Origin of the sequence: Saccharopolyspora hordei, from assembly GCF_013410345.1 — a bacterium.
Classification (GTDB): domain Bacteria; phylum Actinomycetota; class Actinomycetes; order Mycobacteriales; family Pseudonocardiaceae; genus Saccharopolyspora; species Saccharopolyspora hordei.
On record NZ_JACCFJ010000001.1, the window covers coordinates 3,318,503 to 3,342,961 of the forward strand.

Here is a 24,459-nt window from a genome sequence, read left to right on the forward strand (position 1 = left end):
CCATCGCCCCTGGCGCGGGGCGGGCGAGCGCTCGAACAGTGGGGCACGACGGCGGACGCGTCCGGTGGGGGGATCGCATGCACTACTGGGACGGCTGGGGGATCTTCAGCCTGGTGGTGATGGGAGTGGGCACCGTGCTCTTCTGGGCGCTGGTGGTCCTGGCGATCGTCGCCCTCGTGCGCTACCTGCAGCACACCGGCTCCCGGGCCTCCGGGCCCAGCCCCGCCGAGGAGGTGCTGGCCGAGCGCTTCGCCCGTGGGGAGATCGACGAGGAGGAGTACCGGCGGCGGTTGCAGACGCTCACCGAGCACCGACGACGCTGACCAGGGGGAGGACCTGTGCGGTGGGCCGACGTGGTGGGCGTGGACGGTTCGGACGCGGCGCTGGCCGCGGTGCGGTGGGCGGCGGCTGACGCCGCGTTGCACCGGGTCCCGCTGCGGTTGCTCCACGTCGGACCGGACGCCGCCGCGGGGGAGCGGTACGTGTCCGCCGCCTGGAGCACCGCGCTCGAGGTGGCCGACGTCGAGGCGGTGCCGGACGTGCGCCCCGGCGATCCGCGCGAGGTGCTCGTCGAGGAGTCCGCGCAGGCCCGCCGGGTGGTCGTAGGCATCAGCGGGCTCGCCGAGCGCACCGGGTTGCCGGTCGGTTCCACCGCCGAGGTGGTCGCCATGCACGGGCGGTGCCCGGTCGTCGTGGTGCGCGGGCAGGAACCCGACCGGGGCAGCCCCGTGCTGGTCGGGGTCGACGGGTCGCCGGTGGGGGAGACGGCCGTGGCCGTCGCCTTCGCCGAGGCCGCCGCGCGCCGCGTCCCGCTGGTCGCCGTGCACGTGTGGGTCGAGGTCGAGCCCGACCCGTGGGTGCCGGTCGACGGCCGGGACTGGGCCGAGATCGCCGAGTCCGAGCGGGAAGTGCTCGCCGAGCGGCTCGCCGGGTGGCAGGCCGAGCACCCGGACGTCGAGGTGCGGCGGGTGGTCGAGCGGGACCGGCCGGTGCGCTACCTCGTCCAGCACGCCCGGGCCGCGCAGCTGGTCGTGGTGGGCAGCCGCGGTCGGGGCGGGATGACCGGGATGCTGCTGGGGTCGACCAGCCGCGCCCTGCTGCACATGGCACCGTGCCCGGTGCTCATCGCCCGCAACCGCGAGGAGCCGAGCGCGGGGTGAGGCACCTGGCCGCGCGACGGTGACCAACTCCCCTGGTCGCTGCCACCGCGGTGCGGGAACGTCGGTGTCGGTCGGTGCTGCGCCAGGTGAGCCGCTGACGGAGGAGGGGGAAGCAGATGAGTACTGCCACGGGAGGTGCCGCTCGCGGAACGGGTGAGTGGTCGGCCGCGGAGTCGGTGGTGCTCAGCCGAGCGGTCCACCACGCGCCGTCCGTGCACAACATCCGACCGTGGTCGCTGACGCTGCACGACCGGGCCGCCGAGCTGCGGGAACGACCGACCGTCCTCGTGCAGCACGACCCGGACGGCCGCGACCGGCGCATCTCCTGCGGCACGGCGGTGGCGAACCTGGTGCTGGCGATCCGCGGCCTGGGACGCACCGCCGAGGTGGTGCTGTCGTCGTCGGCAGGTCTGGTGGTCGCCACGGCCACCTCGACGGGGCGGGCCGAACCGACCGAGGCGGAGCGCCGTCGCGGTGCCGCGGTGCTCGAGCGCGAGAGCTACCGGAAGCCCTTCGCCGACGCGGAGGTGCCGGAGCAGGTCCGGGACGCGCTGCTGGAGGCCGTGGTGGACGGGGGTGCCACCGGCCGGTGGATCACCGGTGCCGACGAGTCGCTGGGCGTCGCGCAGCTGCTCTGCTACGCGGCGCGGGTCTTCCACGACAACCCCGACTACCAGCGCGAGCTGCACTCGTGGACGACCGCGGCCGGCGGCTCCCTGCGGTGGGACGCGCTGGGCGAACGGGGCCTGGCGGCGGTCGGGCTGACCACCTCCCGCACCCGGCTGCCCGACGAGGCGGTGCTGGCCTCCCGCATCGCACAGGAGGCGGTGCTCGTGGTGGGCACGCGCGCCGACCAGCCGTTGGACCAGGTCCGGGCGGGGACGGCGGTGCAGCAGGCGTGGCTGGAGGCGACCTCCCGCGGTCTGGTCGCCTCGGTCTCGACCCAGCCGCTGCACCTGGTGGAGGTGCGCAACGGCCTGGCGCACGGCCTCGGGTTCGCCGCGGCGCCGCAGATCCTGGTGCGCTTCGGCTACCCGGCCGAGCGCCGGTGACGGCTAGCTGCTGAGCTCGGTGGCGTCGAGCAGCAGCTCGGCCGGTTCCCGGCGCGGCGCGGGAGTGGTGGCGGTGCCGTGCCCGATCCGCAGCAGCGCCTGCGGGGTGGAGTGCCCGCCCAGCAGCTCCCGCACCTCGTGCCGGGTCTCCGGGACCTCGAGGACCTGGGAGATCATCGAGGCCGCCAGGCCCTGCGCGGTCGCGGTCAACCACACGCGCTGCAGCGCCTGCCCGGACTGCAGGTCGTCGGCCGGGTCGCCGCCGCGGGTGCACAGCAGCACCAGCAGCGGGTGCGACTCGAACTGCGTCCCGGGCGCCCGCTCGGCCAGCCCGGCGGTGAAGTCCCGGTGCACCCACTGGTCCTGGGGTTCGGGCTTGGGCCCCGCCGCCGACAGCGGCACACCGTCCGAGCTGTCGGCGTCCCGGCCCACCCACTCCGCCAGCTCGGCCCGGAACCGGCCGTCGGCCATCTGCGCGCGGTTGGCCCGGTGCACCAGGCCCTCGAGCGTGCCCCGCTCACCCGGCTCCACCACGTGCAACCAGCAGCCCTCCTGCTGCGCCGCGCGGATGAGCAGGTGCCGGTCCTCGGTCGAGACCGGGGTGCTCCCGAACGGCTGGCGGTGGCTGTGCCGCTTGCAGATCGCTTCGCAGAGCCGGACCTCCTCGGGGCGCGGGGACTCGTGCCCGCCGCAGCGGACCTCGGCCAGCGTGGTGGCTTCGGCCAGGTGCGGCAGCAGGGTCACCACCGGGCGGACCCCGGCGTGCGCCAGCGCGAGGCGGGTGTTGTACAGCGCTGCTCCGCAGGCCACCCGCAACTCCCGGTTGTCCGGGTCGGCGACGCGCAGGCGCCGCTTCGGGTCGGCGTGCAGCTCGATCAGGTGCGGCATGATCCGGAAGCGCCACGGCTGGCTGTTGTGCAGCGACGGCGCCATCTCGGCGAGCCGCACCACCTGCTCGACCTGGCCGGGCGTCAGCCCCAGAGCTGCGGGGAAAGTCCGCATCGTCCCTCCTGTCGGCGATCCTGACGCCACCATGCCCGCGGCGGGCGAGCAGGGACGAGGGTCCAACGGCCCGCCTTGCCCCGAGTGACCATCTCCTCTGACCGGGGGCACGCCGGCTGTCGCACCCTGGACGGCGTCCGGGGGAGAGGGGGACGGGATGGCCGAGGGTGTCCGCGCACCGGTGGTGGCCGGCTACGACTTGTCCGCACCGTCCCGCCGCGCGGTGTGGTGGGCGGCGCGCGAGGCTTCCGGCCGGCGGTTGCCGCTGTGGCTGGTGCACGTGCTCGCCTGGCCGTACGAGCGGTACGTGCCGCTCGCCGCGCCGGGCGGGGGTGACGTGCTCCGACCGCTGCAGGACGTGGTGCGGCGGGAGCTGGGCTCCGTGGCCGCGAGCTGCCGGGAGATCGACCCGGAGCTGGAGGTGCGCGACGAGCTGCGGTTCGGCGACCCGGCCGAGGTGCTGGAGGACCTGGCCGGGAAGGCGGCGCTGCTGGTGCTCGGCGGACCGCGCGTCGAGGAGGAGCTCGGCCCGCTGGGCGCGACGTCGGCGGAGTTGCTGACCCGCCGCACCGAGACCCCGGTCGTCGTGGTCCGCGGGGAGCACGACGAGCCGGACGGCCGACCGGTCGTGGTCGGTGTGGACGGGTCAGAGCACAGCCGGCAGGCCATCGGGTTCGCTTGCGACTTCGCCTCGCGCCACCACTGCCCGCTGGTCGCGGTGCACGCGTGGAGCGACCTGCCGCTGGACGCCTTCACCTGGGTGGAGCACTGGGACGTGCCGTGGCAGCAGGTGCGGGAGGAGGGCATGGAAGTGCTCGCCTCCTGCCTGGCCGGGTGGGGCGAGCACTACCCGGACGTCGAGGTGCGGCGCGCGGTGACCCCGGAGAAGCCCGCCGACGCCCTGCTGCGGGAGGCCGAGGGAGCGGCGCTGCTGGTCGTGGGCAGCCACGGCCGGGGGTTCATCCGCCGCAGCCTGCTCGGCTCGGTCAGCCACGCGGTGGTCCACCGGGCGCCGTGCCCGGTCGCCGTGCTGCACGTGGGCTGAGCCGTCACGACTCCCGCACCACGGCCACCGGGCAGGACGCGCGGTGCAGCACGCCCATCGCCACCGAACCGAGCACGAGCCCGGCGACCGCGCCGTGCCCGCGGTGCCCGACGACCAGCAGCCGCGCCTCCTCCGACGCCACGGCCAGTTCGGTGACCGGGCGCCCGCGCTGGGCGATCTGGCGCACCGGCACCTGCGGGTAGGACTCGCCCCAGCCCGCCAGCTGCTCGGACAGGCTCCGCCGCGCCTCGTCCTGCCACGCGGCCAGCTCGTGCTCCAGCGGCGGCACGACGGGGGTCGGCTCGGGGTCCTGCCACACCTGCTCGGCCACCAGCTCGCACCCGTAGCGGGCGGCGGCGTCGAACGCGAAGCGCAGCGCCCCGCGGCTGTGCGGGGAGCCGTCCAGCCCGACCACCACCGGTCCGCTGCTGCGGTGGGTCCGGACGACCACCACCGGGCACCGCGCGTGCCGGGCGACCTCGGCGCTGACCGACCCCAGCAGCGTCGCGGCCAGCTGGCCCCGCCCGCGCGAGCCGATCGCGACCAGCTCCGCGTCCTGGGAGAGCCGGACCAGCACCTCCGCGGGGTCGCCGCGCGCGACCTCCGCCGTCGCCCCCAGCCGCTCGGCGAGCGGGCCGACGGTGTCCCGCGCCTCGTCCTCCGCGAGCCGGCTCCCGGCGACCACCACGAACAGCGCCGGCCCGGCGTGCCGGACCCCGGCCTCCGCGGCGCCCCACTCGGCGGCCGCCAGCGACTCCGCCGACCCGTCCACGCCCACGACCACGCGTCCCATCGGACCTCCTCCGCTGCCGACTCCCCCTCGGGTACCCGCCTCGGCGCGGCCGCGGTCACGCCTCCTCCCACGGCCGCTGCTCGTGGGAGAACCACGCGGTCTCCCCGGGACCCAACCGGACGGTCCGGGACCCGCAGGTGCAGGTGATGGGCGTGCGGGTGGGGCCGGGCGCGGTCCGCACCGTCGCGCTGCGGCCGGTGACGGTGATGGTGAGCGGCTGGCCCCGGTACTGGATGCTCAGCTCCATCTCGCCGAGCTCGGTCGGCCACAGCGGGTCGAGCCGCAGCACGCCGCCGGTGACCTCGATGCCGGCGAAGCAGCGCTGCAGCAGGTCCACGCTGCCGGCCATGGCCCCGAGGTGGACGCCCTCGCGGGTGGTGCCGCGCTGGGTGTCGTGCAGGTCCGCGGCCAGCGCGTGGTCGAAGAACTCCAGCGCCCGCTGCCGCCGGCTGCGCGCGAGGACCCAGGCGTGCACCACCGCGCTGAGCGTCGACCCGTGGCAGGTGCGCTGCAGGTAGTGCTCGATGTTCTTCGGGATGGTGTCGGGCCGCATCGGGTAGCCGAGCCCGCCGAGCACGTCCGCCAGCTCCTCCGCCGACAGCAGGTAGAACAGCATCAGCACGTCGGCCTGCTTGGAGGCCTGGTAGCGGTTGGGGTCGTCGCCCTCGGCCTCCAGGATGCGGTCCAGCCGCTGGATGTCGCCGTAGCGCCGACGGTAGCCCTCCCAGTCCAGCTCGGCCAGCCGCTCGTAGCCCTCGAACTGGCTGATGATCCCGTCGCCGTGGAACGGCACGAACATCCGCTGCGCGATCCGCTTCCACCGGTCGACCTCGCCGTGACGCAGGTCGAGCTGCTCGACGAGCTCGTGGCGCCGGTCGGCGGGCAGCTCGCGCAGCACCTGCGCGGCGGTGCGGCACAACCAGGCGGTCATGACGTTGGTGTAGGCGTTGTTGTCGATCCCCTGCGCCGCCCGGCCCGGGTAGCCGGTGTGGTACTCGTCCGGACCGACGACGCCGCGGATGACGTAGCGGTCCCGGCTCCGGTCGTAGCGGGCCAGCGACGCGAAGAACCGGGTGATCTCCAGCAGCACCTCGGCGCCGTGCTCGCTGAGGAACTCCTCGTCGCCCGTGGCCCGGTAGTAGTGGTGCACGTTGTGCGCGATGGCGATGCCGACGTGGCGCTGCAGGTGCGTGTGGTCGGGCAGCCAGCGCCCCGAACGCGGGTTCAGGTGCACGGTCTGGCTCTCCTCCCGGCCGTTGCTGCCGCTCTGCCACGGGAACATCGCCCCGCGCAGCCCGGCTTCCGCGGCGGCGCGCCGCGCCCGGTCGAGCCGGCGGTAGCGGTACATCAGCAGCGACCGCGCCAGCTGGGGGCGGCGCAGCGTGAGGGTGGGCAGCACGAACAGCTCGTCCCAGAACACGTGCCCGCGGTAGGCCTCGCCGTGCAGCCCGCGCGCGGGCACCCCGACGTCGAGGTCGGCGGTGTGCGGCGAGATCGTCTGCAGCAGGTGGAACAGGTGCAGTTGCACGGCCCGCTGCGCGCCCTCGCTGGTCGACAGTCCGCAGTGGAACTCGCGGTGCAGCCGTGCCCAGGCCAGGGCGTGCGACCGGCGCAGCTCGTCGAACCCGGGGGCGCAGCGCACCCGGTCCACGACCTCGCTGACCGGTTCGGTGGTGGCCGCGTCGCGCGAGGTGTGCAGCGCGGCGACCTTCTCCACCTGCGCCTCGGACCGCCGGGTGAGGTCGAGGTCGATGTCGTGCGCGATGAGCTCGTCCTGCTGGAGCAGGGTGCGCGCGGCGTCGAGCGGCGCCCCGTCGGCGAACACCCGGGTGCGCGTGGCCTCGGCGATGTGGATGCCGGACTGCGAGGTGCGCGCGTGCAGCACCACGGTGTCCGGTGTGGACTCGAACGCCCGGTGGCCGGTGAGGTGCTTGCCGTTGAGCGCGCGGTAGCGCTCGACCCCGCTGTTGGTCACCCGCCCGTCGATGCCGGAGCGGACCGTGACCCGCCCGGACCAGTCCTCGGCCACCAGCGCGGTGTCCAGCCCGGCCAGGTGCGGATCACCGAGGTGCACGAACCGGCGCTGCACGACACCGGTGGTGCGGCCCCGCTCGTCGCGGAACCGCACGCGCCGCACCAGGATCCCGCGCTCGAGGTCGAGCTCCTGCTCGTGGTCGAGCACCTCGGTGCGCCGCAGGTCGAACCACGGCCCGCCGTCGATGCGGAAGGTCAGCAGCAGCCAGTTCGGCGCGTTGACCAGCGACTCGTCTTCGACCTCCCGGCCCGCGACCTCGCTGCGGAGCCGGTTGTAGCAGCCGGCGACGTAGGTGCCCGGGTAGTGCACGTCGTCGGCGGTGGACTCCGGGGCCGCGCCGCGGGTGGCGAAGAAGCCGTTGCCCAGCGCGCACAGCGCTTCCCGGCGACCCTCGTCGGCCGGGTCGAAGCCGGAGAACACGACCTGCCACACGCTCACCGCGGGCTCCCGGACGACCGGCGGGTCACCGCGGCCTCCCCGCGAGCCGGGACAGCAGCTCGATCAACGGGCCGGTGCCCGCGACGCTGACGTGCGCCCAGGTCAGGCGGTCACCGTGCTCGGGGCTGAGCACGACGACGCCCAGCCCCTCGTCGTGGACCTCCTGCAGCGCGTCCTCGTCGGTGTAGTCGTCACCCGCGTAGACCGGCACGAGCCCCGGGTCGGTGAGCCCGGCCTGCTCCAGCAACCAGCGCAGCGCGCGGCCCTTGTTCCAGTCGATGTCGGGCAGCAGCTCGACCACCTTGCGGCCGTGCGCCACCCGCAGTCCCGGCAGCTGCGCACCGACCTGCTGCGCGGTGGTGATGACGTGGTCGACCTCCTCCGGCCGCACGTTGCGGTAGTGCACGGCCAGCGAGAAGCGCTTGCGGTCGACCAGCGCGCCCGCCACGCCCGCGACCTGGGCGGACAGGCACTGCTCCGCGGCGTCGAGGTCGGGCAGCGCGGCTTCGCCGGCCCGCTGCGCGATCGGCTCGCCGCCGGGCCCGGCCAGCTCGAACCCGTGGCTGCCCGCGCACCACACCCCTTCGAGCCGCACCTTGCTGCGCACGTCCCGCAGGTCGCGGCCGCTGATCACGCCCACCGGGCAGTGCCGGGCCAGGTCCTGCAGCGCGGTGCGGGTCGACACCGACAGCGAGACCTTCGCCGGGTCCTCCTGGATCGGGGCGAGGGTGCCGTCGAAGTCCAGCAGCAGCACGGGGCGCCGGCCGCGCACGCGCGCGGCGACGGTGTCCCAGTGCTCCAGCCCGTCGGGGACCTCCGAGAGCCGCCGCTGCCCGGACGCGGCGACGACCACCTCGGCCAGGCTGGGCACCACCACGTCCGCCCCGGCTTCGACCAGCGCGCTCGGCGCACCGGTCCGGGCCACGCCGAGGACCAGCGCGAAGCCCCCGGCGCGGGCGGCCGCGATCCCGGCCTCGGCGTCCTCGACGACCACCGAGCGCGACGGCTCCGCGCCGAGCCGGCGGGCCGCCTCCAGCAGCAGCGCGGGATCGGGCTTGCCGGGCAGCCCCAGCTCCGCCGCCACGACGCCGTCGACGCGGACGTCGAACGCGTCGGCGAGGCCGGCCCGGGCGAGCACGCGGGCGCAGTTCCGGCTCGCGGAGACCACCGCCGTCGCGATGCCGCCGCGGTGCAGCGACTCCACGAGCCGCACGGCGTCCGGGAACGCCTCGACGCCCTCCTCGTCGACGGCGGCCGCGAACTGCTCGTCCTTGAGCGCGCCCAGCCCGTGGGCGGTCTCCGCCCCGGGGGCGTCGGTGGCGTCCCCGCGGGGCAACCAGATCCCGCGGGCGCGCAAGAAGTCCAGCACGCCGTCCACCCGCGACTTGCCGTCGACGTGGTGCCGGTAGTCGGCGTCGGTGAACGGGCCGTGGTCCTCCGCCGGGTTCGACGGGCGCTCGGCCAGGTACCGGTCGAACACGCGCTTCCAGGCCGTCGCGTGCAGGCGCGCGGTGTCGGTCAACACCCCGTCCAGGTCGAACAGCACTGCGCGGTGGCGGTTCGGGTCGATGAAGGTCGCGACCATGGCGGCTCCACGAGCGAGGTGCTCGCGGAGTACCCAGATCGTCGACCGTTCCCACCCACGTCCGGTCAGCGGTGCTGCCCGGGGTACCACCAGCCCGGGGGCGGCGGACGGTGGTCCGGCTCCCAGCTGAGGTCGGCGCTGGCGGGCAGCGACGCGGTGAGGCTGTGGTCGGCCAGCACGCGGGCGATGTCGGAGGGCGCGACGATGCCGTGGAGCCGACCGCCCGCGCAGACGAGGACGCGGCCCCGCGCGGCCCCGGACAGCCGCGGCAGGACCAGCGCCAGGGACTCACCGGGTTCGGCCGTGGTGACCTCCTCCAGCGGTTCGGCCACCTGGATGACCGCGGTCGTCGCGCGCTCGTGCTCCGGCACGGCGCGCAGGCGGTCCAGGGTCACCGCGCCGCGCACCTGGCCGCGCGAGTCGACCACCGGCAGCACCGGGTGCCGGTGCGACGCGGCGGGGTCGCGCGAGGACTGCGCCACCGACTGCTCCGCGGCCGCGGTCTCGACCGGGCTGGACATCACGTCGGCCACCGCGACCCCGGCCAGGGCGAGGCCGGTGCGGGCCTGCCGCTCCTCGGCGGCCGCCGTGTTCACCACGAACAGGCCGAGCAGCACCCACCACACCCCGGCGGCGCTGCGCATCAGCACCTCGACGACCCCGGCGGTGATCAGCAGGAACCCGAAGCCGCGGCCCGCCCACGCCGACCACACCGCGGCGCGGAACCGGTCGCCGCGCCACGCCCACAGCACGGCCCGCAGCACCCGCCCGCCGTCGAGCGGCGCCGCCGGGACCAGGTTGAACACCGCCAGCACGGCGTTGAGCACCGCCAGGTAGCTCAGCACCGCCACGACCAGCTCGTCGGCGCCGAACCGGATCGCCGCCACGACGCCCGCGCCGAGCACCAGCGCGAGCGCCGCGCTGGAGGCCGGGCCGACCGCCGCGATCCGGAAGTCCGCGCCCGCGCTGCGCGCCTCCCCGCGCAACCGGGCCACCCCGCCGAGCAGCCACAGGGTGATGCCGGCGACCGCGACGCCGTTGCGCCGGGCGACGACCGCGTGCGCCAGCTCGTGCACCAGCACCGAGCAGACCAGCAGCACGGCGGCGGCGGTCCCGCAGACCGCGTAGGCGATCGGCGAGCGACCGGGCATCTCGGTGGGCAGCACGAACCCGCCGAGGCCGACCGCCACCAGCGCGACGATGCCGAGCACGCTCCAGTGCAGGCCGATCCGCACCCCGGCGAACCGCCCGACCGGAACCGTCTCCTTCACCAGGCCCTCCCACCGTGCGCCCGTACCGCTCACCTCCACCATCCGGCCGAGACCGGCGACGACCAAGGGCCATCGGGACCTTCCCGGGCAGCGAGCGGGACGAAGGGCCCTTGGGCGCCCCTCGCGGACCGCACAGCCTGGAACCAACCCCGATGCAGGAGCACCCATGGGCATCCGCTGGTTCGCGCGAGCGGTGGGACTGACGTCGAACCCGCTGCGGCGCCGCCGGGACACGGTGGTGGCGGCGCTGGTGCTGGGTGTGCTGCTGATCGCGCTCGTCGGCGTCCCGGTCGTCGCCGTCGTGACCGGTCGGGCGTCCTACGAGGGCAGTGCGCGCGCTGCCGAGGCCACGGCCGCCACCCGGCACCAGGTGGTGGCGACCGTGCTCACCCGGCCGATGGCCCAAGCGGTGGTGGCGAACCCCGAGGTCACCGCGCAGCGCTCCACGGCCGAGGTGCGGTGGGTCGCGGCCGACGGCGCACCGCGCACCGGGCGGGCGCCGGTCGAGCCGGGCACCGCGGTGGGCGCCGAGGTCCCGCTCTGGGTGGACGCCGCGGACCGGATCACGGCGGCGCCGCCCACCGACGACCAGCTCCGCGCCGCGGCGGTCGGGCTGGCCCTCGGCGTCGTGGTGACGGGGGAGGGGCTGTGCATGGTGCTCCTCGTCGCCGTGCGCGCCGCGGCGGACGCGCTCGCGTGCCGCGCCTGGGCGCGGGAGTGGGAGGTCGTCGGACCGCGGTGGGCGCGCCAGCCCTGACTCAGCTGCCCGTCCAGCGCGGGGAGCGCTTCGCCAGGAAGGCCGCGACCCCCTCCGCGGCGTCGGCGGAGGCCCGGGCACGCTCCTTGGCGGCGGTGGTGGCAGCCCACCTGGCCTCGTCGTCGGCGGAGCAGGCGTCCTCGACGGCCCGCAACGTCTCGCGGACCGCGACCGGGGCCTGCGCGGCGATCCGCTCGGCCACGGCGATGGCCTCGTCGAGGGCCCCGCCCGGCTCGGTCAACCGGTTGACCAGGCCGAGGTCGTACGCGCGCTGCGCCGGGAGCCGTTCCCCGGTGAGCAGCAGTTCCCGCGCGATGTTCAGCGGCAGCGCGCGCGGGGCGCGGAACAGGCCACCGCACTCGGCCACCAGGCCGAGGCCGACCTCGGGGAAGGAGAAGTGCGCGGTGCGCGAGGCGACGATCATCGTGGTGGCCAGCGCGATCTCGAACCCGCCGCCGGCCGCGGCGCCTTCCACCGCGGCGATCAGCGGCTTGCGCAACCGCCGCCCGGCGATCCCGTACGGGCCGCCGCGCGCGGTCGGCTCACCCGCCCAGACGCGGATGTCGGTGCCCGCGGAGAAGGAGTCCGGGCCGCCGGTGAGGACCCCGGCGAGCACCGAGTCGTCGTCCTCGAAGTCGTTCAGCGCGGCGTCGAGAGCCCGGGTCATCGCGCCGTCGAAGGCGTTGCGGCGCTCCGGCCGGTCCATCGTGATGACCTGGACCGGGCCCTTCCGCTCCACACGCACGGTCACGGTGTCGCTCCTGTCGCTCGGCGCCGTCGATCACCGGATCCTAGGCGAGGCCGACCGCGTCGTCGCCCTCCGGCGCCAGGCAGAACCGGTCGTCGGTCTGCTCGCCCAGGCGGGTGCCGACGTGGCCGGGGGAGTCCTCGAGCGCGTCGAGCCGGCGGCGGATCTCGGCCTGGACGATGAGCATCTCCTGGCGGTACCGCTGCAGTGGGGCCCAGCACCGCTGTTCGAGCGCGAGGTTCATGCACGTCTCGGCGAGCTTGGCGCGGCGGTCGAGCTCGTCCAGGGAGCAGGTGGTCAGCGGCGCGGTCTGGGGCTGGAGGAAGGTCATGGTCACACCCCGTTCCTTCGGTGGTTGTCGGGTCTGTCGACCCCGGTGGAGGTGCTCCCACTGTGACGTCTGCCACCGGAGGAGAGGGCGAGGTGAACTACTCAATCATGGCTGCGCGATGGACCTGAGTAGCGCTCCGGGCGCTCCCCGTCCGGCACGCCCCGTAGGCTCCAGGAGGGCCGGACAGGAACGGGACGACAGGCTGCGAGGTGGGGTTGGAAGCACCGCAGATCACGATCGGTGAGCCCGGTTCGTTCGCGTGGAAGGTGTTCCACGAGCGCCACCCCGCGATGGTCGACCAGGTCTGCGCCGCGACGCCCTACGGGCCCGAGGTGCGCAGCCGGTTGGCGGGGCTGCTGCGCGAGTCGACGGCCGGGGTCGTCGCACCGCTCGACGACGAGGCGCCCGACCGGGAGCGCTGGGCGGCCTGGGCCGACGGCCAGGTCGGCAGGCCGTGGCGGGAGTGCGCGTTCCTGTGGGCGGAGAGCTACTTCTTCCGCAGGCTGCTGGCCGCCGTCGGCTACTTCACGCCCGGGGCGTGGTGGGGCGTCGACCCCTTCGCGCCGATGAAGACCGCGGAGCTGCACAGCGCCGCGACCACCGCGACGCTCCAGGCGTTCGACGCCCTGCCCGAGCTCTCGGCGGACGAGCGCGACGCCGCGGTGGTGCGGGCCGCGGTGTGGGGCAACCAGGCCGACCTCGCCTTCCAGCTGTCCACCGGGGTCTCCGGGACGGCGGGGCTGGTCGCCGGCAGCAGCCGGGAGTTCTGGTCGCTGTTCACCGGCGGCGGCCCGGTCCACCTGGTCGCCGACAACGCCGCGGGTGAGCTCGCCGCCGACCTGGCGCTGGTCGACCACCTGCTGACGACCCGCCGCGCGGACCGCGTCGTCCTGCACGTCAAGCCGACCCCGTACTACGTCTCCGACGCCACGCCCGCCGACGTGCTCGCCGTGCTGCGCCACCTGCTCGACCTGCCCGGCGAGGCGGGCGCGATCGGGCAGCGGATCTGGGCCGGTCTGCGCGACGGGCGCGTCGAGGTGCGCGCGCACCCGTTCTTCTGCGCGCCGCTGGACTACCGGGCCATGCCGGACGACCTGCGCCAGGAGTTCGCCTCCGCGGCGGTCACCGTGCTGAAGGGCGACCTGAACTACCGGCGCCTGGTCGGTGACCGGTACTGGCCGGCCACCACGCCGTTCGGGGGCGCGGTGTCGCACTTCCCGGGGCCGGTGGCCGCGCTGCGGGTGCTCAAGTCCGAGGTCGTGGTGGGCCTCGACGAGGAGACGGTGGCCGGGCTGGGCGACGGGGCGTGGCGGACCAGCGGGTCCCACGCGCTCATCCAGACCAACCCGCCCGCCTGAGCGTCAGCGGGCCCCGCGGAGCTTGTCGAGCATCCGGCGGTCCTTCTTCGTCGGGCGCCCGGCGCCGCGCTCGCGACGCGCCACCGGTGCCGCGGCCTTCGGCGGCGGGGTGGGCGTCCGGTCGAGGTAGCAGGTGACGGCCTCGGGGGCGCCGACGCGCCGCTGGATCACCTTGACCACCTCGACCGTGCGCGTCCGGCCACCGACACGCGCCCGCACCTCGTCGCCGGGGGACACGGTGGTCGCGGGCTTCGCGGGCCTGCCGTTGACGCGCACGTGCCCGCCGCGGCAGGCGGCGGCAGCGTCGGGCCGGGTCTTGGTCAGTCGCACGGCCCACAACCAGCGGTCGACACGCGTGGATTCCACAGCACCCCATGATGGCACGCCGCCCCGGGCCGGTCGGCCGACCGGCTCACGACCCGAGCCGCTGCCGTCGCCGGTAGACCTCCCGCATGCGCCTGCTGGACATGACGTACCAGGTCGCCAGGGTGGAGACCACGAAGTGGGCCGTGGCCACCCACACCGCGACCGTCTCGGCCACCCCGCCCTGCAGGTACGCGAAGACGCACCCGGCCAGCACCGCGGAGTGCCAGGACCACACCTCCCACTGGACGTAGCGGCCGGTGGCGCCCACCGCGAGCTGGTGGACGGCCAGGAACACCGTCCCCAGCAGCCACCGCGGGTCCTCGGTGACGGCCAGCCGCACGGACAGCACGAACGAGCCGAGGAACATGGCGACGAAGCAGAACACGCGCACGGCGAGGTCGAGGCGCACCCGCCCCGCGACGAACGCCGCCGACCTCGGCCGCTCGCCCCACATCCAGAAGACCAGGCCCGGGCCCTCCCGGTCGGGCCAGATGCCCGACGCCACCTCCGTGTCCTCGTCGGTCTCCTCGTCGTAGCGGAGGGCCTGCAGCCCCACACCGGGGCGCCAGCGGAAGGTGGTCGTCGGCGGGACCGAGACCAGCACGCGCAGGACCCGGAGGAGGTCGACCAGGGCGCGGGGGTTGCCCCACGTGATGGAGCGGAGCAGGAGGTTGCCGAGCGCGACGAGCAGCGGGCCGGCCGCGGCGGAGACGAGGAGCAGCGCGAGCCACGGGAAGGCGGGTCAGTCGAACAACCCGTCCAGGAAGTCGGACAGCACCTCGGTCGCGTCGATCGCGGACGAGCCGTCCGGCAGGTCGGTCACCGCCTCCTCGAACATCTGCTGGACGTGCGACTCCCGGTCCAGCACCGCGGCGAGCGCGGCGGCACCGCCCGCGACGCCGACGACCCACGAGAGCACCGTCCGGGCGTGTCCGGTCGAGGGCTTCGGCAGGCCGCCCACCAGTGCCATCGAGGTCAGCAGCGCACCACCGCGGCGGGGGTCGGCCAGGTCGTCGAACAGCGCGGACATCGCCGGGTACAGCGACCGGCGGGCCACCGCGCGGGCGAACTCCTCAGCCGCCCCGCCGGAGCGCCGGGTGCGCTCCACCAGCGCGGCGAGCCGCGGGGAGGTGATCTCGGCGAGCTGTCCCTGCCAGTCGCGGGGCAGCTTCCGCGCGGTGACCACCGGCCACAGCGCGAAGACGACGACGTCGAGCAGGACCTGCTCCGGCAACCTCGGTGGGGGTTCGTCCCCGGCGTGCGCGAGGTACCCGCAGACACCGGCCACGAGCAGGCGCCGGACGACGTCGCGCTGCTCCTCCGCGGCCTCGTCGTCGAGGGCGGCGCGCACGGAGCTCACCCGTTCGGCGTGGCCACGGTCCGCCTCGGCCCGCTCCCGGTGGTCCGCGGCGATCCGGTCGATCCACCGGCGCAGGGTCAGCAGGTCCAGCGGCGCGGTGCGCCCCCGGTAGTGGAAGTGGACCTGCCCGGTGAACGTCCCCGCCTGCACCACGCCGCCCGACACCACCGCACCCTCGGCGATCCGGTTGTGCGTCGTCCGCTCGGCGGGACCGTCCATCCGCACACCCCCTCGCTGTGGTTGCGAGCAGGCTAGCCGCCGAACGGGCGCCGCGAGCCGGGAACGACCCGATCCCCCACGAACGGACGCAGCGGGGGCGGGCCGAACAGCTGGCCGGGAGGACAGCAGCTCGTGGTGACGGCGGTCCCGCCAACATCGATCTGGTCGATCCCCCGCGCAGACGAGCGGCCACGGCCCCCTCGGCGTGAAAGCAAGCTGTCGGGTCTCCACCGTGCCGGCTGCGGATGTGCTTACGGTTCCCAGCCGTGTGATCACGTCCGGTTCACGCCCGGGATCCCGACCACACGGCTCCGACGCGACGGGACCCCGTCGCGGGGTCCGCACCGTTCCCAGTTCCGGCGCCCCTGCCCCGGTGGCACGTCCGACAGGAGTTCTCATGGCACACGACGAAGTTCGGCGCTCCACTGGCGGTGCGCTGACCAGCGGGTTGAAGAGCCGTCAGATCACGATGATCTCGATCGGCGGCGTGATCGGAGCGGGTCTGTTCGTCGGGTCGTCGGCGGCGATCGCCGAAGCCGGTCCCGCGGTGCTGGTGTCGTTCGTGCTCGCAGCGGCGCTCGTGGTGCTGGTGATGAAGATGCTCGGGGAGATGGCCGTTGCCAACCCCGACACCGGCTCGTTCTCCAGCTACGCCGACCGGGCGCTCGGCCGGTGGGCTGGGTTCTCGATCGGGTGGCTCTACTGGTGGTTCTACGTCTTGGTGGTTCCGATCGAGGCGATCGTCGCGGGGGAGATCATCGGTTCGGCTCTGCCGGTCCCCGCGTGGGGGCCGGCGTTCGCGGTGATCGTGCTGCTCGCCGGCTCCAACCTCATGGCCGTGCGCAACTACGGTGAGTTCGAGTACTGGTTCGCCTTGCTGAAGGTCGTCGCGATCGTCGGGTTCCTCGTGCTCGGCGTCCTCGCCATCTTCGGGTTGCTGCCCGGCTCGGGCACGAGCGGTGTGTCGCACCTGTGGGCCGAGGGTGGGTTCCTGCCCAACGGGGGGATCTCGATCCTGGCCGGACTGCTGACAGCGATGTTCGCCTTCCAGGGCAGCGAGATCGTGACCATCGCCGCCGCCGAGTCCGAGGCCCCGAAGCGCAACATCCGCAAGGCCATCAGCGCAGTGGTGTGGCGCCTGGCGCTGTTCTACATCGGCTCGGTGTTCGTCGTGGTCGCACTGGTTCCCTGGAACGCCCCGGACCTCGTCGCGCACGGCTCGTACCAGGCGGCGCTGGAGCGCATGAACGTCCCGGGCGCTGCCGTGGTCATGGACGTCGTCGTGCTCACTGCGGTGTGCAGTTGCCTCAACTCCGCGATCTACACGGCATCACGCATGGTCTTCTCGCTGGCGAAGCGGGGAGACGCTCCGCGGCTGCTGGGCACCACCGGGGGCAACGGGACCCCGCGGGCGGCCGTGCTCGCGTCGACCGTGATCGGTGCGGTCGCGGTGGTCCTGAACTACGTCGTCCCGGAATTCTTCGGTTACCTGTTGGCCTCCAGCGGGGCGATAGCCTTGATCATGTACTTGGTCATCGCCAGCACGCAGTTGGCCACTCGCCGTGCGGTGCGTGCCCGGGGCGCCGAGTCGGCTCTCGAATCGCCCATGTGGGCCTTTCCCCACTTGACAGTGGTCACCATCGTCAGCATCACCGGCATCCTGCTCACGATGGCGATCTTGCCCGGTCATCGTCTCGAGCTCTGGCTCTCGCTCAGCCTCGCCGCCGTCCTGGTGGTGGTCGGCGTCGTCCTCCAGCGACGTGACGGCCGGGCTGTGAGCGAACCAGGTCGCCCCTTGCAGGTGCGGTCGGGGGACGAGCGCACGAACACGCCTTGACCCGGCGCTCGGCCGGCCCGCTGGGCGACCAGAACGCAGCGCTGCCGGTGTCCGAGCCAGGAAGGTCCCATGGCTCTCGCCGGGTGCGTGGCCGCTCCGTCGAACGGCAGACGAGGTGTCTGCGAAGAATCCTTCCCCCTTTTCCGTTCTTCCGGTCCGCGTGTGCGAAATGCACGGGAACACGTGCAGAAAGGACGTGTCAAGACGTGGCACTCGGCTGGTAGTTTCAGGAGCGCTCCACGGCACGGGCCCGCCTGGTCATCCGCGAATGGGAGCTGATCGCCACAGGCGTCGGACCGTGCCGGAAAGCGGTGCGGTGATCGCGGACATCGACTCCGGTCGCACTCGTCCTGTCGGGAGAAAGCTCGTGTCGCCAAGACCGTGAGTGACGTTCTTGCGTCGAGTTGCGGGGCAGGGATCGCACGGTGCGCTGCGTCCCCCGCGGTGCCGCACCTGGGAGCGCCCGGCGACCGCTGTCGCTGGGCCGCTCGCACGTCCGCCGGGTGCCGCAATCATCGGGAAAGAGAGAAGGATGGGAACCAATGCCAGGTTATGACAACTTGTCCCGGCTGGATCTGTCGTACCGCGAAGACGCGCCGCGCATCCGTACCCGCGAGGGCGTGGAGCTCTACTACGAGACTCGTGGTGAGGGCATTGCGATCGTGCTGCTCAACCCGCTGTTCCTGCCTGCGCCGTCATGGCGGGTGTTCACCGAGGAGCTCGAGCAGCAGTACCGGCTCATCGGGTTCGACCTGTGCAACCACGGGGCTTCTTCGCACCACGACGAGGAACCGACCTGGGAGGAGCACGCGGCGGACGTCGTCGGGCTGCTCGACGCGCTGGGGGTCGAGTCCGCCTACATGATCGGTGCGTCGACGTCCACCGTCTTGGCCCGGGACCTCGCTCGCTGGTACCCGGACCGCGTCCGGGGTGTGGTGCTGGCGGGTCCGGTCTTCGGTCCGCATGGCATGCGGCGCCAGCGGCAGGTCCAGAAGGCGTGGCTGCGGACGTTGGAGAACCACGGCATCACGGCCCTGTACGAGCACATGTACCCCGAGGTGTTCAGCTCGGCGATGAACGAGGCGCTCGGCGCTCCGGGCTTCCTGGGCTTCCGCGAGGCGTTCTCCGCACTGTCCACGGTCGAGGACCTCAAGAACGGCATGAAGCGCGCCATGCAAGACGACCACAGTCCCGAGCTGCTGGCCCAGGTCGCGGTGCCGGCGTTGGTCGTCATCGGCGACGACGACTTCCTGATGGGGCCGACGGAGGCGAGGGAGCTGGCCGAGCAGTTCCCCAACGGCCGCTGCGAGGTCATGCCCAAGGCCGGCCACGTGCCCTACGTCGACGACGCCGAGACCTTCCAAGCGCTGGTCCGCAAGTTCATCGACGAAGTGGAATCGCATGCCTGATCAGGCGCTCGAGGTGCGGCGGCGCATCCGTGCGCTGCTGGTGGAGCTCTACGGCGGTGACGAGTTCGTCAGCACCGTGTCGGACTCCGCTTCGTTGCGGCAGTCCGGGGTCTCCTCCAACGCACTGGTCAGCCTGCTGGTGTCGATGGAGGACGCCTTCGGGTTCGAGTGGGACGACGACGTCGAGCCGGAAGCGCTGCGTTCGATCGAATCGCTGGCCGACCACGTGTTGTCGATCCGCGGTTGACGGGCCCGGTGGTCGTCGACCACCGGGCCGGGCGTGCGCGAAAGCCTCGCGCCGGTGCGATCCACGATCGCACCGGCGCGTTCTTGTCGGGAGGAGCGCACGCTTCCCCGTGCAGGGCGGTCACCGGGCAGTCGAGCAATGCTCGTCCGGCCGTGGAAATGTCCTCGGTGGAACCCGTGCGAATCATGTAGGAGCGTGTATTCTTCACGTTTACCGAGAACGTCCTCCTTGATAGCATCGATTTCACCGACGGGAAGCGCTCGACTTCCTTTTTTCGTTCCCGACTGGCCCTGCGCGGGAATTGCGGTGGTGCAGTTCCGCCAGTGCGTTGGAACGTTCGCGGACCGAATTCTCTGGCACGAGAGGTGTCCCATGGTCATGCACGTGGAGCGGCTGGCGGCAGGAGGTGGCCGAGGCGCCGCCGCGAACACGAACACCGCTTTCCGCTCCCCGCGCTCCGTCCTGGTGCGGACATCCGGTGATGCCTTCGGCGCGCACCTGTGCGCCGCGCTGTGCTCGGCCACCTCGGCTCTCGTGTACCGCCTCGAGGCCGGTGACAGCGTCGGAGACGCCCCAGGTGGGCACGACGTCCGCGACGAACGGCTGATCACCCTCTTCCGTGACGATCCCCGCACCGGGCTGGGACTCCCGGCGTCGGAGCGCGACGCGCTCGCCGAATCCGTCGAGGTGATCATCGACACCGAACCGGCGGAACACTTCGACCACCTGGTCTCCCTCGCCGAGAGGCGCGTCGAGCTCACCGGACGCCGTCCACTGATCTGCGCGGTGTTCCGCCCGGACTCCCCGCGTCGGGGTGCGGCGGCCGACGACCGAGCGGCCTGGGAGGGGCTTCAGGACGCGGTGGCGAAGGGGTTTGCAGCGGTCCGCATCCGGACTGGGCTCACCATCGACGGTTCGGTCGACTGGCGGTCCACCACGGCGCACCCGCTCGCCGCCCTGCTGGGGGTCGCTGCCGCCACCGGCACCCGGCCCCGAGACGTGGGCACGGTGGACGTCGAGGTGGCGGACGTCGCTGCCCGGGCGGTCGTCGCGCTGGCGCTCCGCGCAGACGCGGAAGGACAGGACTTCACCCTCGTACGCCGACAGCCGGTGCGGCTGGAGGACGTCTTCGACGCGCTGGAGCGCAGTGGCACGCCGCTGAGACCGGTACCGCTCGACACCTGGCTCCAGCAACTGGATGGCGGCATCGACGCCCAGCAGGCACGACTGCTGCTGAGCCGTGCTGCTGCGAACGACCCCGTCGAGGAGGGCGGAGTCCGGCTCTCGCCGTCCGATGTGGGGGTGCCCGAACGTCCGCTGGGGGCCAGTCTCTTCGACGGGCTGGTCACCAGCCAGGAACCCGGCGCTCTCCCGCGCATCCGCACGCGCGAGCGAGTTCCCCTGCCCGCGCGGGAAGGTCCGGCCGTGCACTTCGACGGTCACAACGCCCCCCTCGCCCTGGAGCACCGCGAGATCGACCCCGGCGGAGCAGCAGCGGCGAGTGAAGCCGTCGGCTACGGCACGTTCTGGGTGCCGGAGCAGCGGTCCGACCCCTTGCTGGCGCTGACGGTGGCGGCTGGGACCACCAAGGACATCGGCCTCGGCACGGCGGTGACGGTCGCGCTCGCTCGCACTCCCATGACCGTCGCCTGCGCGGCCAACGATCTGCACCGGCTCTCCGGCGGCCGTCTGGTGCTCGGTCTCGGCTCGCAGCTCCCGGTGCACTTGGCGAACCGGATGGCGATGCCCGGAAACCGCCCTGTCGACCGGATGCGCGATTTCGTCGCGGCGCTGCGGGCGATCTGGGGCAGCTGGAACGACGAGCGGCCGCTGTCCTACCACGGCCCGTTCTACCGCTTCACCTTGAGCTCCGAGTTCTTCACCCCACCACCCAACCCGCACGGCGCCCCGGCGATCTTCCTCGGAGCGGCGGGGCCACGGATGGCCGAGCTGGCGGGTGAGATCGGGGACGGGCTCATCGCACCGCCGTTCGCCAGCCGGCGCCACCTGACCGAGCTGCTCCTGCCGGCGGTGGAACGCGGTCTGGCGAAGGCCGGCCGGTCCCGCGAGTCCTTCACCGTGGTGGTCATGCCGCTGATCGCCACGGGGCGGACCCCGGACGAGCGGGAGTCCGTCGAGAGCCGGCTGCGGCGACTGGTCGCTTTCTACTGCAGCCCCAAGGACTACGGCCGCGTCCTCGACCTGCACGGGCTCGGCGAGTTCGGCGACACGATGCGGGAGCTGAGCTTGTCCGGTGACCCCGAGCGTTGGCGGCGCATGGGGGAGATGGTCAGCGACGAAGTCCTGGAGACCTTCGCCGTCCGGGCCGCCCCGGGGGACGTGGGTGCTGCGGTGCTGGCTCGCTTCGGTGGCCTGGCCGACCGGATCGTGCTGCCCGCTCCGCACGGCACCGAAGCGGGACTCTGGCACCCCGAGACCGTGCGGCTGGACACGCGCACCGGACAGGTGAGGACGATGTGACGGCCGCGGAAGGCGTGCACCGAGCCGCAGCGGAGGACCACCGGTCCTGGTCCGTCCGCTGCACGAGCAGGAGACGACCCAGGCGCCCACGGACCGCGCCACCGCGTGGACGCCGACCACGAGCAGTTCGGGCACGGCGGAACGGACGAACGCCACGGCACGGGCCGTCCGCACCGCTGTCGCACGTGGACCTACGGACCCGCACCGCTGAACGAGGACACGCGAGGACCGCATGAACTCCCAGAGATTCCAGCTCGACCAGGACAACGCGATCGCCATCATCGGAATGAGTGGACGGTTCCCGGGCGCACCGGACGTCGACGAGTTCTGGGAACTCCTGCGGCAGGGCCGCGAAGGTGTCGCGGACGCTCCGACCGACCGGTCGTGGATGTACGAGCTGCACGGAGAACCACGGACTCCCGGCAAGGTGCCCACGACCCGCGGTGGCTTCTTGCCCGGCGTCGGCGACTTCGACGCCGGCTTCTTCGGCATGTCCCGGCGGGAAGCGATCCGCGCGGACCCGCAGCTGCGGCTGCTCTTGGAGGTCGCCCACGAGACCGCTGAGGACGCCGGGGTCACTCGGCGCCAGCTGACGAGCTCGACGACAGGCGTCTACGTCGGCAACACCTACGGCGACTACTGGCTCCGGCAGGTCGGCGATCCCGAGGGCCTGGACCACCACGCCGAGTTCGGTGTCGCGCGCAGCTCGCTGTCCGGGCACTTGGCGTACGGGCTCGACCTGCACGGTCCGGCGATGTCGGTCGACGCCGCCTGCGCGTCCTCGCTCGTGGCCGTGCACCTGGCGTGCCAGGCGCTGCGAGCGGGCGAGTGCGAGCAGGCCTTCGTCGGGGGGACCAACCTCATCCTCGCCCCGTCGAACTACCTCACCTTCAACAGCGCAGGCGCCCTCTCGCCGGACGGGCGGTGCAAGTTCGGAGATGTCTCCGCCAACGGTTACGTCCGTGCCGAAGCGGTCGGCGCGGTGCTGCTCAAACCGCTGCGCCGGGCGCTGGCCGACGGCGACCGGATCCGCGCGGTGATCCTCGGCAGCGCCGTCAACAGCGTGGGGTTCACCGGTCGGGGTATCGCCGCGCCCTCTGTGGAGGGCCAGGCCGCGGTGCTCCGCGCCGCTTACGCCCAAGCCGGGGTCGATCCGCGCGAGGTCTGCTACGTGGAGGCGCACGGCAGCGGCACCCCGGTCGGCGACCCGATCGAGCTGACCGCCCTCTCCGAAGTCCTCGGGCCGCGACGTCCAGGTGATCCCACGTGCCTGGTCGGGTCCGCGAAGTGCAACGTGGGGCACACCGAAGGCGCCGCTGGGATCGTCGGGCTCATCAAGACCGTCCTCACCCTCGAGAACGGCATCGTGCCGGGCAACCCCCACCTGCGTGAGCTGACGAAGGCCGTGCCCGAGGTTGTTGACCAGCACGTCGACGTCGCCGGCCCGCTCCACGACCCGGTTCGCGCCGTCCTCGGTGGTCACGTCGGCCACGGCGGTGCGGACGCTCGCCTTCGGGAACTCCCGGCGGATCCGGTCCGCGGCCTCGTCGACGGTCCGCTCCGAGCGACCGTTGACCACGACGTCGGCGCCGGCGGCGGCCAGGCCGCGCGCGATGGCGAAGCCGATCCCCGCCGACGAACCGGTGACGAGCGCGGTCTTCCCGCTGAGGTCGATGTGCATTCCGTCGCTTCTCCTCTCGAGTCGCCGTCCGGAGCGATTCTGCTCCGCGGACCGACCCGTGGCGAACGCTCTCGGCGAGGTGGGCCGCAGCTGCCCGCGCTCCTCGCGAGAGCGCGGGTTCGGTCAGGCGAGCAGGTCCTGCGCGTCCGCCCACATCCGCTGCACGACCTCACCCGCCGGGGCAGCCTGGGCGAGGCCTGCGCTCTGCCCCGCCATGCAGTTGACCCGGTCGATCCCGGGCGCCTCGCCCCGGCGGTACTGCCCCACCAGGCGCCGCTGGACGGGGTAGGGGGCGGGCTCGGGCGCGTCGTCGCGCGTCCAGGCCGTCACGAACGGCGTGGGCACGGTACGGGCGAGCCGGCCGGAGTACGCGCGGGTGGTGACCGGAGCCTCCGGAGGCAGGCCTTCCAGTGCCGCCGACCAGTCCGGGTCGATGCCCGCCTCGGGTGTGCGCAGCAGGGCGGTCCCCACCTGGACCGCGCTCGCGCCGAGGGTCAGCGCCGCCGCCACGCCGCGGCCGTCGGCGATCCCGCCGGCGGCGATGACCGGGATCCGCAGCTGGTCGGCCAGGGCCGGCAGCAGGGCGAACAGGCCGACTCCGCGCCGCTCGTCGGCCTGCGGGTCGAAGCTGCCCCGGTGGCCCCCGGCCTCGATCCCCTGCGCGACGACGGCGTCCGCACCGGCCTCCTGGGCGGCCAACGCGTCGGCGAGGGTGGTCACGCAGGCGAACCACGCGATGCCCGCGCGGTGCAACCGCTCGACGTAGTCGGGAGGGAAGAGGCCCATGATCGAGGAGACGACCTCCGGGCGTGCCTGCAGCATCGCCTCGCACTGCTCGGCGAAGACCGGTGCCGGGGGCCCGGGCTCGCCGGGCTCACCGAAGCCGGCGAGGAACTGCTCGGCCGCGCGCTGCCGCTCGGGGTCCTCGACCGGTTCGTCCGGGACCCACACGTTGAGCTGGCAGGGGCCGGAGGTCCCGGCGCGGAAGCGCTCCACCCAGCTGCGGATGCGGTCGGGCTGGTCGAGCACCACGCCGCTGGCGCCCATCCCACCGGCCTCGGCCACCGCGATCGCCAGCTCGGGCGGGCAGGCACCGGCCATCGGGGCCTCCACGACCGGCACGCGCATCCCGAAGCGCTCGCAGAAGTCCCGGACCCGCTGCTGCGTCCGCTGTCCCGCCACGGCTGCTCCCCGTCGTCGATCCGATGCTGTGTCTGCAGAGCACGCTAAGCTCGACGTGGCATCGTGTCCAACGATCAGTGACGAACGCAGCCATCGTCACCG

The 24,459-nt window shown here is 73.5% G+C and carries 21 protein-coding genes and 2 pseudogenes; 11 read left to right on the plus strand and 12 right to left on the minus strand.

Annotation, left to right across the window (positions count from 1 at the left end):
• The first annotated feature begins 77 nt into the window (after nucleotides 1-77).
• The 3 genes from HNR68_RS15220 to HNR68_RS15230 all read left to right on the plus strand — a co-directional run bounded on the left by HNR68_RS15220 (nucleotide 78) and on the right by HNR68_RS15230 (nucleotide 2,212).
• Nucleotides 78-323 (plus strand): SHOCT domain-containing protein, encoded by a 246-nt coding sequence (locus HNR68_RS15220; RefSeq protein WP_179721551.1) that lies wholly within the window; start codon nucleotides 78-80, stop codon nucleotides 321-323.
• A gap of 15 nt (nucleotides 324-338) precedes the next feature.
• Nucleotides 339-1,160, plus strand: coding sequence for a universal stress protein (locus tag HNR68_RS15225; protein ID WP_179721553.1), 822 nt, complete (start codon nucleotides 339-341; stop codon nucleotides 1,158-1,160).
• A 116-nt stretch (nucleotides 1,161-1,276) separates the two neighbouring features.
• A complete protein-coding gene (locus tag HNR68_RS15230; RefSeq protein WP_179721555.1) occupies nucleotides 1,277-2,212 on the plus strand; it encodes a nitroreductase family protein in 936 nt (311 codons plus the stop codon).
• 3 nt (nucleotides 2,213-2,215) lie between these two features.
• On the opposite strand, the gene HNR68_RS15235 is transcribed toward HNR68_RS15230, so the two are convergent.
• Nucleotides 2,216-3,214 (minus strand): Acg family FMN-binding oxidoreductase, encoded by a 999-nt coding sequence (locus HNR68_RS15235; RefSeq protein WP_179721557.1) that lies wholly within the window; start codon nucleotides 3,212-3,214, stop codon nucleotides 2,216-2,218.
• Between the two features lie 157 nt (nucleotides 3,215-3,371).
• On the opposite strand from HNR68_RS15235, the gene HNR68_RS15240 reads away from it, so the two are divergent.
• A complete protein-coding gene (locus HNR68_RS15240) occupies nucleotides 3,372-4,259 on the plus strand; it encodes a universal stress protein (RefSeq protein ID WP_179721559.1) in 888 nt (295 codons plus the stop codon).
• A gap of 4 nt (nucleotides 4,260-4,263) precedes the next feature.
• On the opposite strand, the gene HNR68_RS15245 is transcribed toward HNR68_RS15240, so the two are convergent.
• The 4 genes from HNR68_RS15245 to HNR68_RS15260 all read right to left on the minus strand — a co-directional run bounded on the left by HNR68_RS15245 (nucleotide 4,264) and on the right by HNR68_RS15260 (nucleotide 10,381).
• Nucleotides 4,264-5,052 carry a universal stress protein gene (locus tag HNR68_RS15245; RefSeq protein WP_179721561.1) on the minus strand — a complete coding sequence of 263 codons (789 nt, stop codon included), beginning with the start codon at nucleotides 5,050-5,052 and terminating at the stop codon, nucleotides 4,264-4,266.
• 55 nt (nucleotides 5,053-5,107) lie between these two features.
• Nucleotides 5,108-7,525: a glycosyl hydrolase family 65 domain-containing protein gene (locus tag HNR68_RS27430; protein WP_179721563.1), complete on the minus strand. Its 2,418-nt coding sequence runs from the start codon at nucleotides 7,523-7,525 to the stop codon at nucleotides 5,108-5,110.
• 25 nt (nucleotides 7,526-7,550) lie between these two features.
• Entirely contained in the window at nucleotides 7,551-9,110 is a 1,560-nt protein-coding gene (gene otsB, locus HNR68_RS15255) for a trehalose-phosphatase (RefSeq protein WP_179721565.1), read from the minus strand.
• 65 nt (nucleotides 9,111-9,175) lie between these two features.
• On the minus strand, nucleotides 9,176-10,381 hold the full coding sequence (locus tag HNR68_RS15260) for a site-2 protease family protein (protein ID WP_179721567.1): 1,206 nt from the start codon (nucleotides 10,379-10,381) through the stop codon (nucleotides 9,176-9,178).
• Between the two features lie 166 nt (nucleotides 10,382-10,547).
• Here HNR68_RS15260 and HNR68_RS15265 point away from each other — a divergent pair, with 166 nt between their 5' ends.
• Entirely contained in the window at nucleotides 10,548-11,138 is a 591-nt protein-coding gene (locus tag HNR68_RS15265; RefSeq protein WP_179721569.1) for an Rv1733c family protein, read from the plus strand.
• A gap of 1 nt (nucleotide 11,139) precedes the next feature.
• Here HNR68_RS15265 and HNR68_RS15270 read toward each other — a convergent pair whose 3' ends face one another.
• Both HNR68_RS15270 and HNR68_RS15275 read right to left on the minus strand, forming a co-directional pair.
• Nucleotides 11,140-11,889, minus strand: a complete 750-nt coding sequence (locus HNR68_RS15270; RefSeq protein ID WP_343050168.1) for an enoyl-CoA hydratase-related protein — start codon at nucleotides 11,887-11,889, stop codon at nucleotides 11,140-11,142.
• Between the two features lie 40 nt (nucleotides 11,890-11,929).
• A complete protein-coding gene (locus HNR68_RS15275) occupies nucleotides 11,930-12,217 on the minus strand; it encodes a hypothetical protein (RefSeq protein WP_179721571.1) in 288 nt (95 codons plus the stop codon).
• A 215-nt stretch (nucleotides 12,218-12,432) separates the two neighbouring features.
• Between HNR68_RS15275 and HNR68_RS15280 the strand changes: the two genes are divergently transcribed.
• The gene (locus HNR68_RS15280) at nucleotides 12,433-13,575 is read left to right on the plus strand and encodes a damage-control phosphatase ARMT1 family protein (RefSeq protein WP_218888313.1); all 1,143 of its coding nucleotides are present in this window, start codon (nucleotides 12,433-12,435) and stop codon (nucleotides 13,573-13,575) included.
• A gap of 3 nt (nucleotides 13,576-13,578) precedes the next feature.
• Here HNR68_RS15280 and HNR68_RS15285 read toward each other — a convergent pair whose 3' ends face one another.
• The 3 genes from HNR68_RS15285 to HNR68_RS15295 form a co-directional block, all read right to left on the minus strand.
• Nucleotides 13,579-13,941, minus strand: coding sequence for a S4 domain-containing protein (locus HNR68_RS15285; protein WP_179721573.1), 363 nt, complete (start codon nucleotides 13,939-13,941; stop codon nucleotides 13,579-13,581).
• A gap of 46 nt (nucleotides 13,942-13,987) precedes the next feature.
• Complete coding sequence (locus HNR68_RS15290; protein ID WP_179721575.1) at nucleotides 13,988-14,545, minus strand: hypothetical protein; 558 nt, start codon at nucleotides 14,543-14,545, stop codon at nucleotides 13,988-13,990.
• A 138-nt stretch (nucleotides 14,546-14,683) separates the two neighbouring features.
• Nucleotides 14,684-15,520: a hypothetical protein gene (locus HNR68_RS15295; protein WP_179721577.1), complete on the minus strand. Its 837-nt coding sequence runs from the start codon at nucleotides 15,518-15,520 to the stop codon at nucleotides 14,684-14,686.
• A 268-nt stretch (nucleotides 15,521-15,788) separates the two neighbouring features.
• Here HNR68_RS15295 and HNR68_RS15300 point away from each other — a divergent pair, with 268 nt between their 5' ends.
• The 5 genes and pseudogenes from HNR68_RS15300 to HNR68_RS27645 form a co-directional block, all read left to right on the plus strand.
• Nucleotides 15,789-17,357 carry an amino acid permease gene (locus tag HNR68_RS15300; RefSeq protein ID WP_343050169.1) on the plus strand — a complete coding sequence of 523 codons (1,569 nt, stop codon included), beginning with the start codon at nucleotides 15,789-15,791 and terminating at the stop codon, nucleotides 17,355-17,357.
• A gap of 542 nt (nucleotides 17,358-17,899) precedes the next feature.
• Nucleotides 17,900-18,766 (plus strand): alpha/beta fold hydrolase, encoded by an 867-nt coding sequence (locus HNR68_RS15305; protein ID WP_179721579.1) that lies wholly within the window; start codon nucleotides 17,900-17,902, stop codon nucleotides 18,764-18,766.
• On the plus strand, nucleotides 18,759-19,013 hold the full coding sequence (locus HNR68_RS15310) for an acyl carrier protein (protein WP_179721581.1): 255 nt from the start codon (nucleotides 18,759-18,761) through the stop codon (nucleotides 19,011-19,013). The genes HNR68_RS15305 and HNR68_RS15310 overlap by 8 nt, the downstream gene beginning before the upstream one ends.
• Nucleotides 19,014-19,385: 372 nt before the next feature.
• On the plus strand, nucleotides 19,386-21,494 hold the full coding sequence (locus HNR68_RS15315) for a TIGR03617 family F420-dependent LLM class oxidoreductase (RefSeq protein ID WP_179721583.1): 2,109 nt from the start codon (nucleotides 19,386-19,388) through the stop codon (nucleotides 21,492-21,494).
• Nucleotides 21,495-21,726: 232 nt separating this feature from the next.
• Nucleotides 21,727-22,869, plus strand: a pseudogene (locus HNR68_RS27645) (beta-ketoacyl [acyl carrier protein] synthase domain-containing protein); the annotation flags it as partial.
• 33 nt (nucleotides 22,870-22,902) lie between these two features.
• On the opposite strand, the pseudogene HNR68_RS15330 reads toward HNR68_RS27645, so the two are convergent.
• Both HNR68_RS15330 and HNR68_RS15335 read right to left on the minus strand, forming a co-directional pair.
• Nucleotides 22,903-23,175 (minus strand): annotated as a pseudogene (locus HNR68_RS15330) (SDR family NAD(P)-dependent oxidoreductase); the annotation flags it as partial.
• Nucleotides 23,176-23,298: 123 nt separating this feature from the next.
• Entirely contained in the window at nucleotides 23,299-24,357 is a 1,059-nt protein-coding gene (locus tag HNR68_RS15335; protein WP_343050170.1) for an NAD(P)H-dependent flavin oxidoreductase, read from the minus strand.
• Between the last annotated feature and the right edge of the window lie 102 nt (nucleotides 24,358-24,459).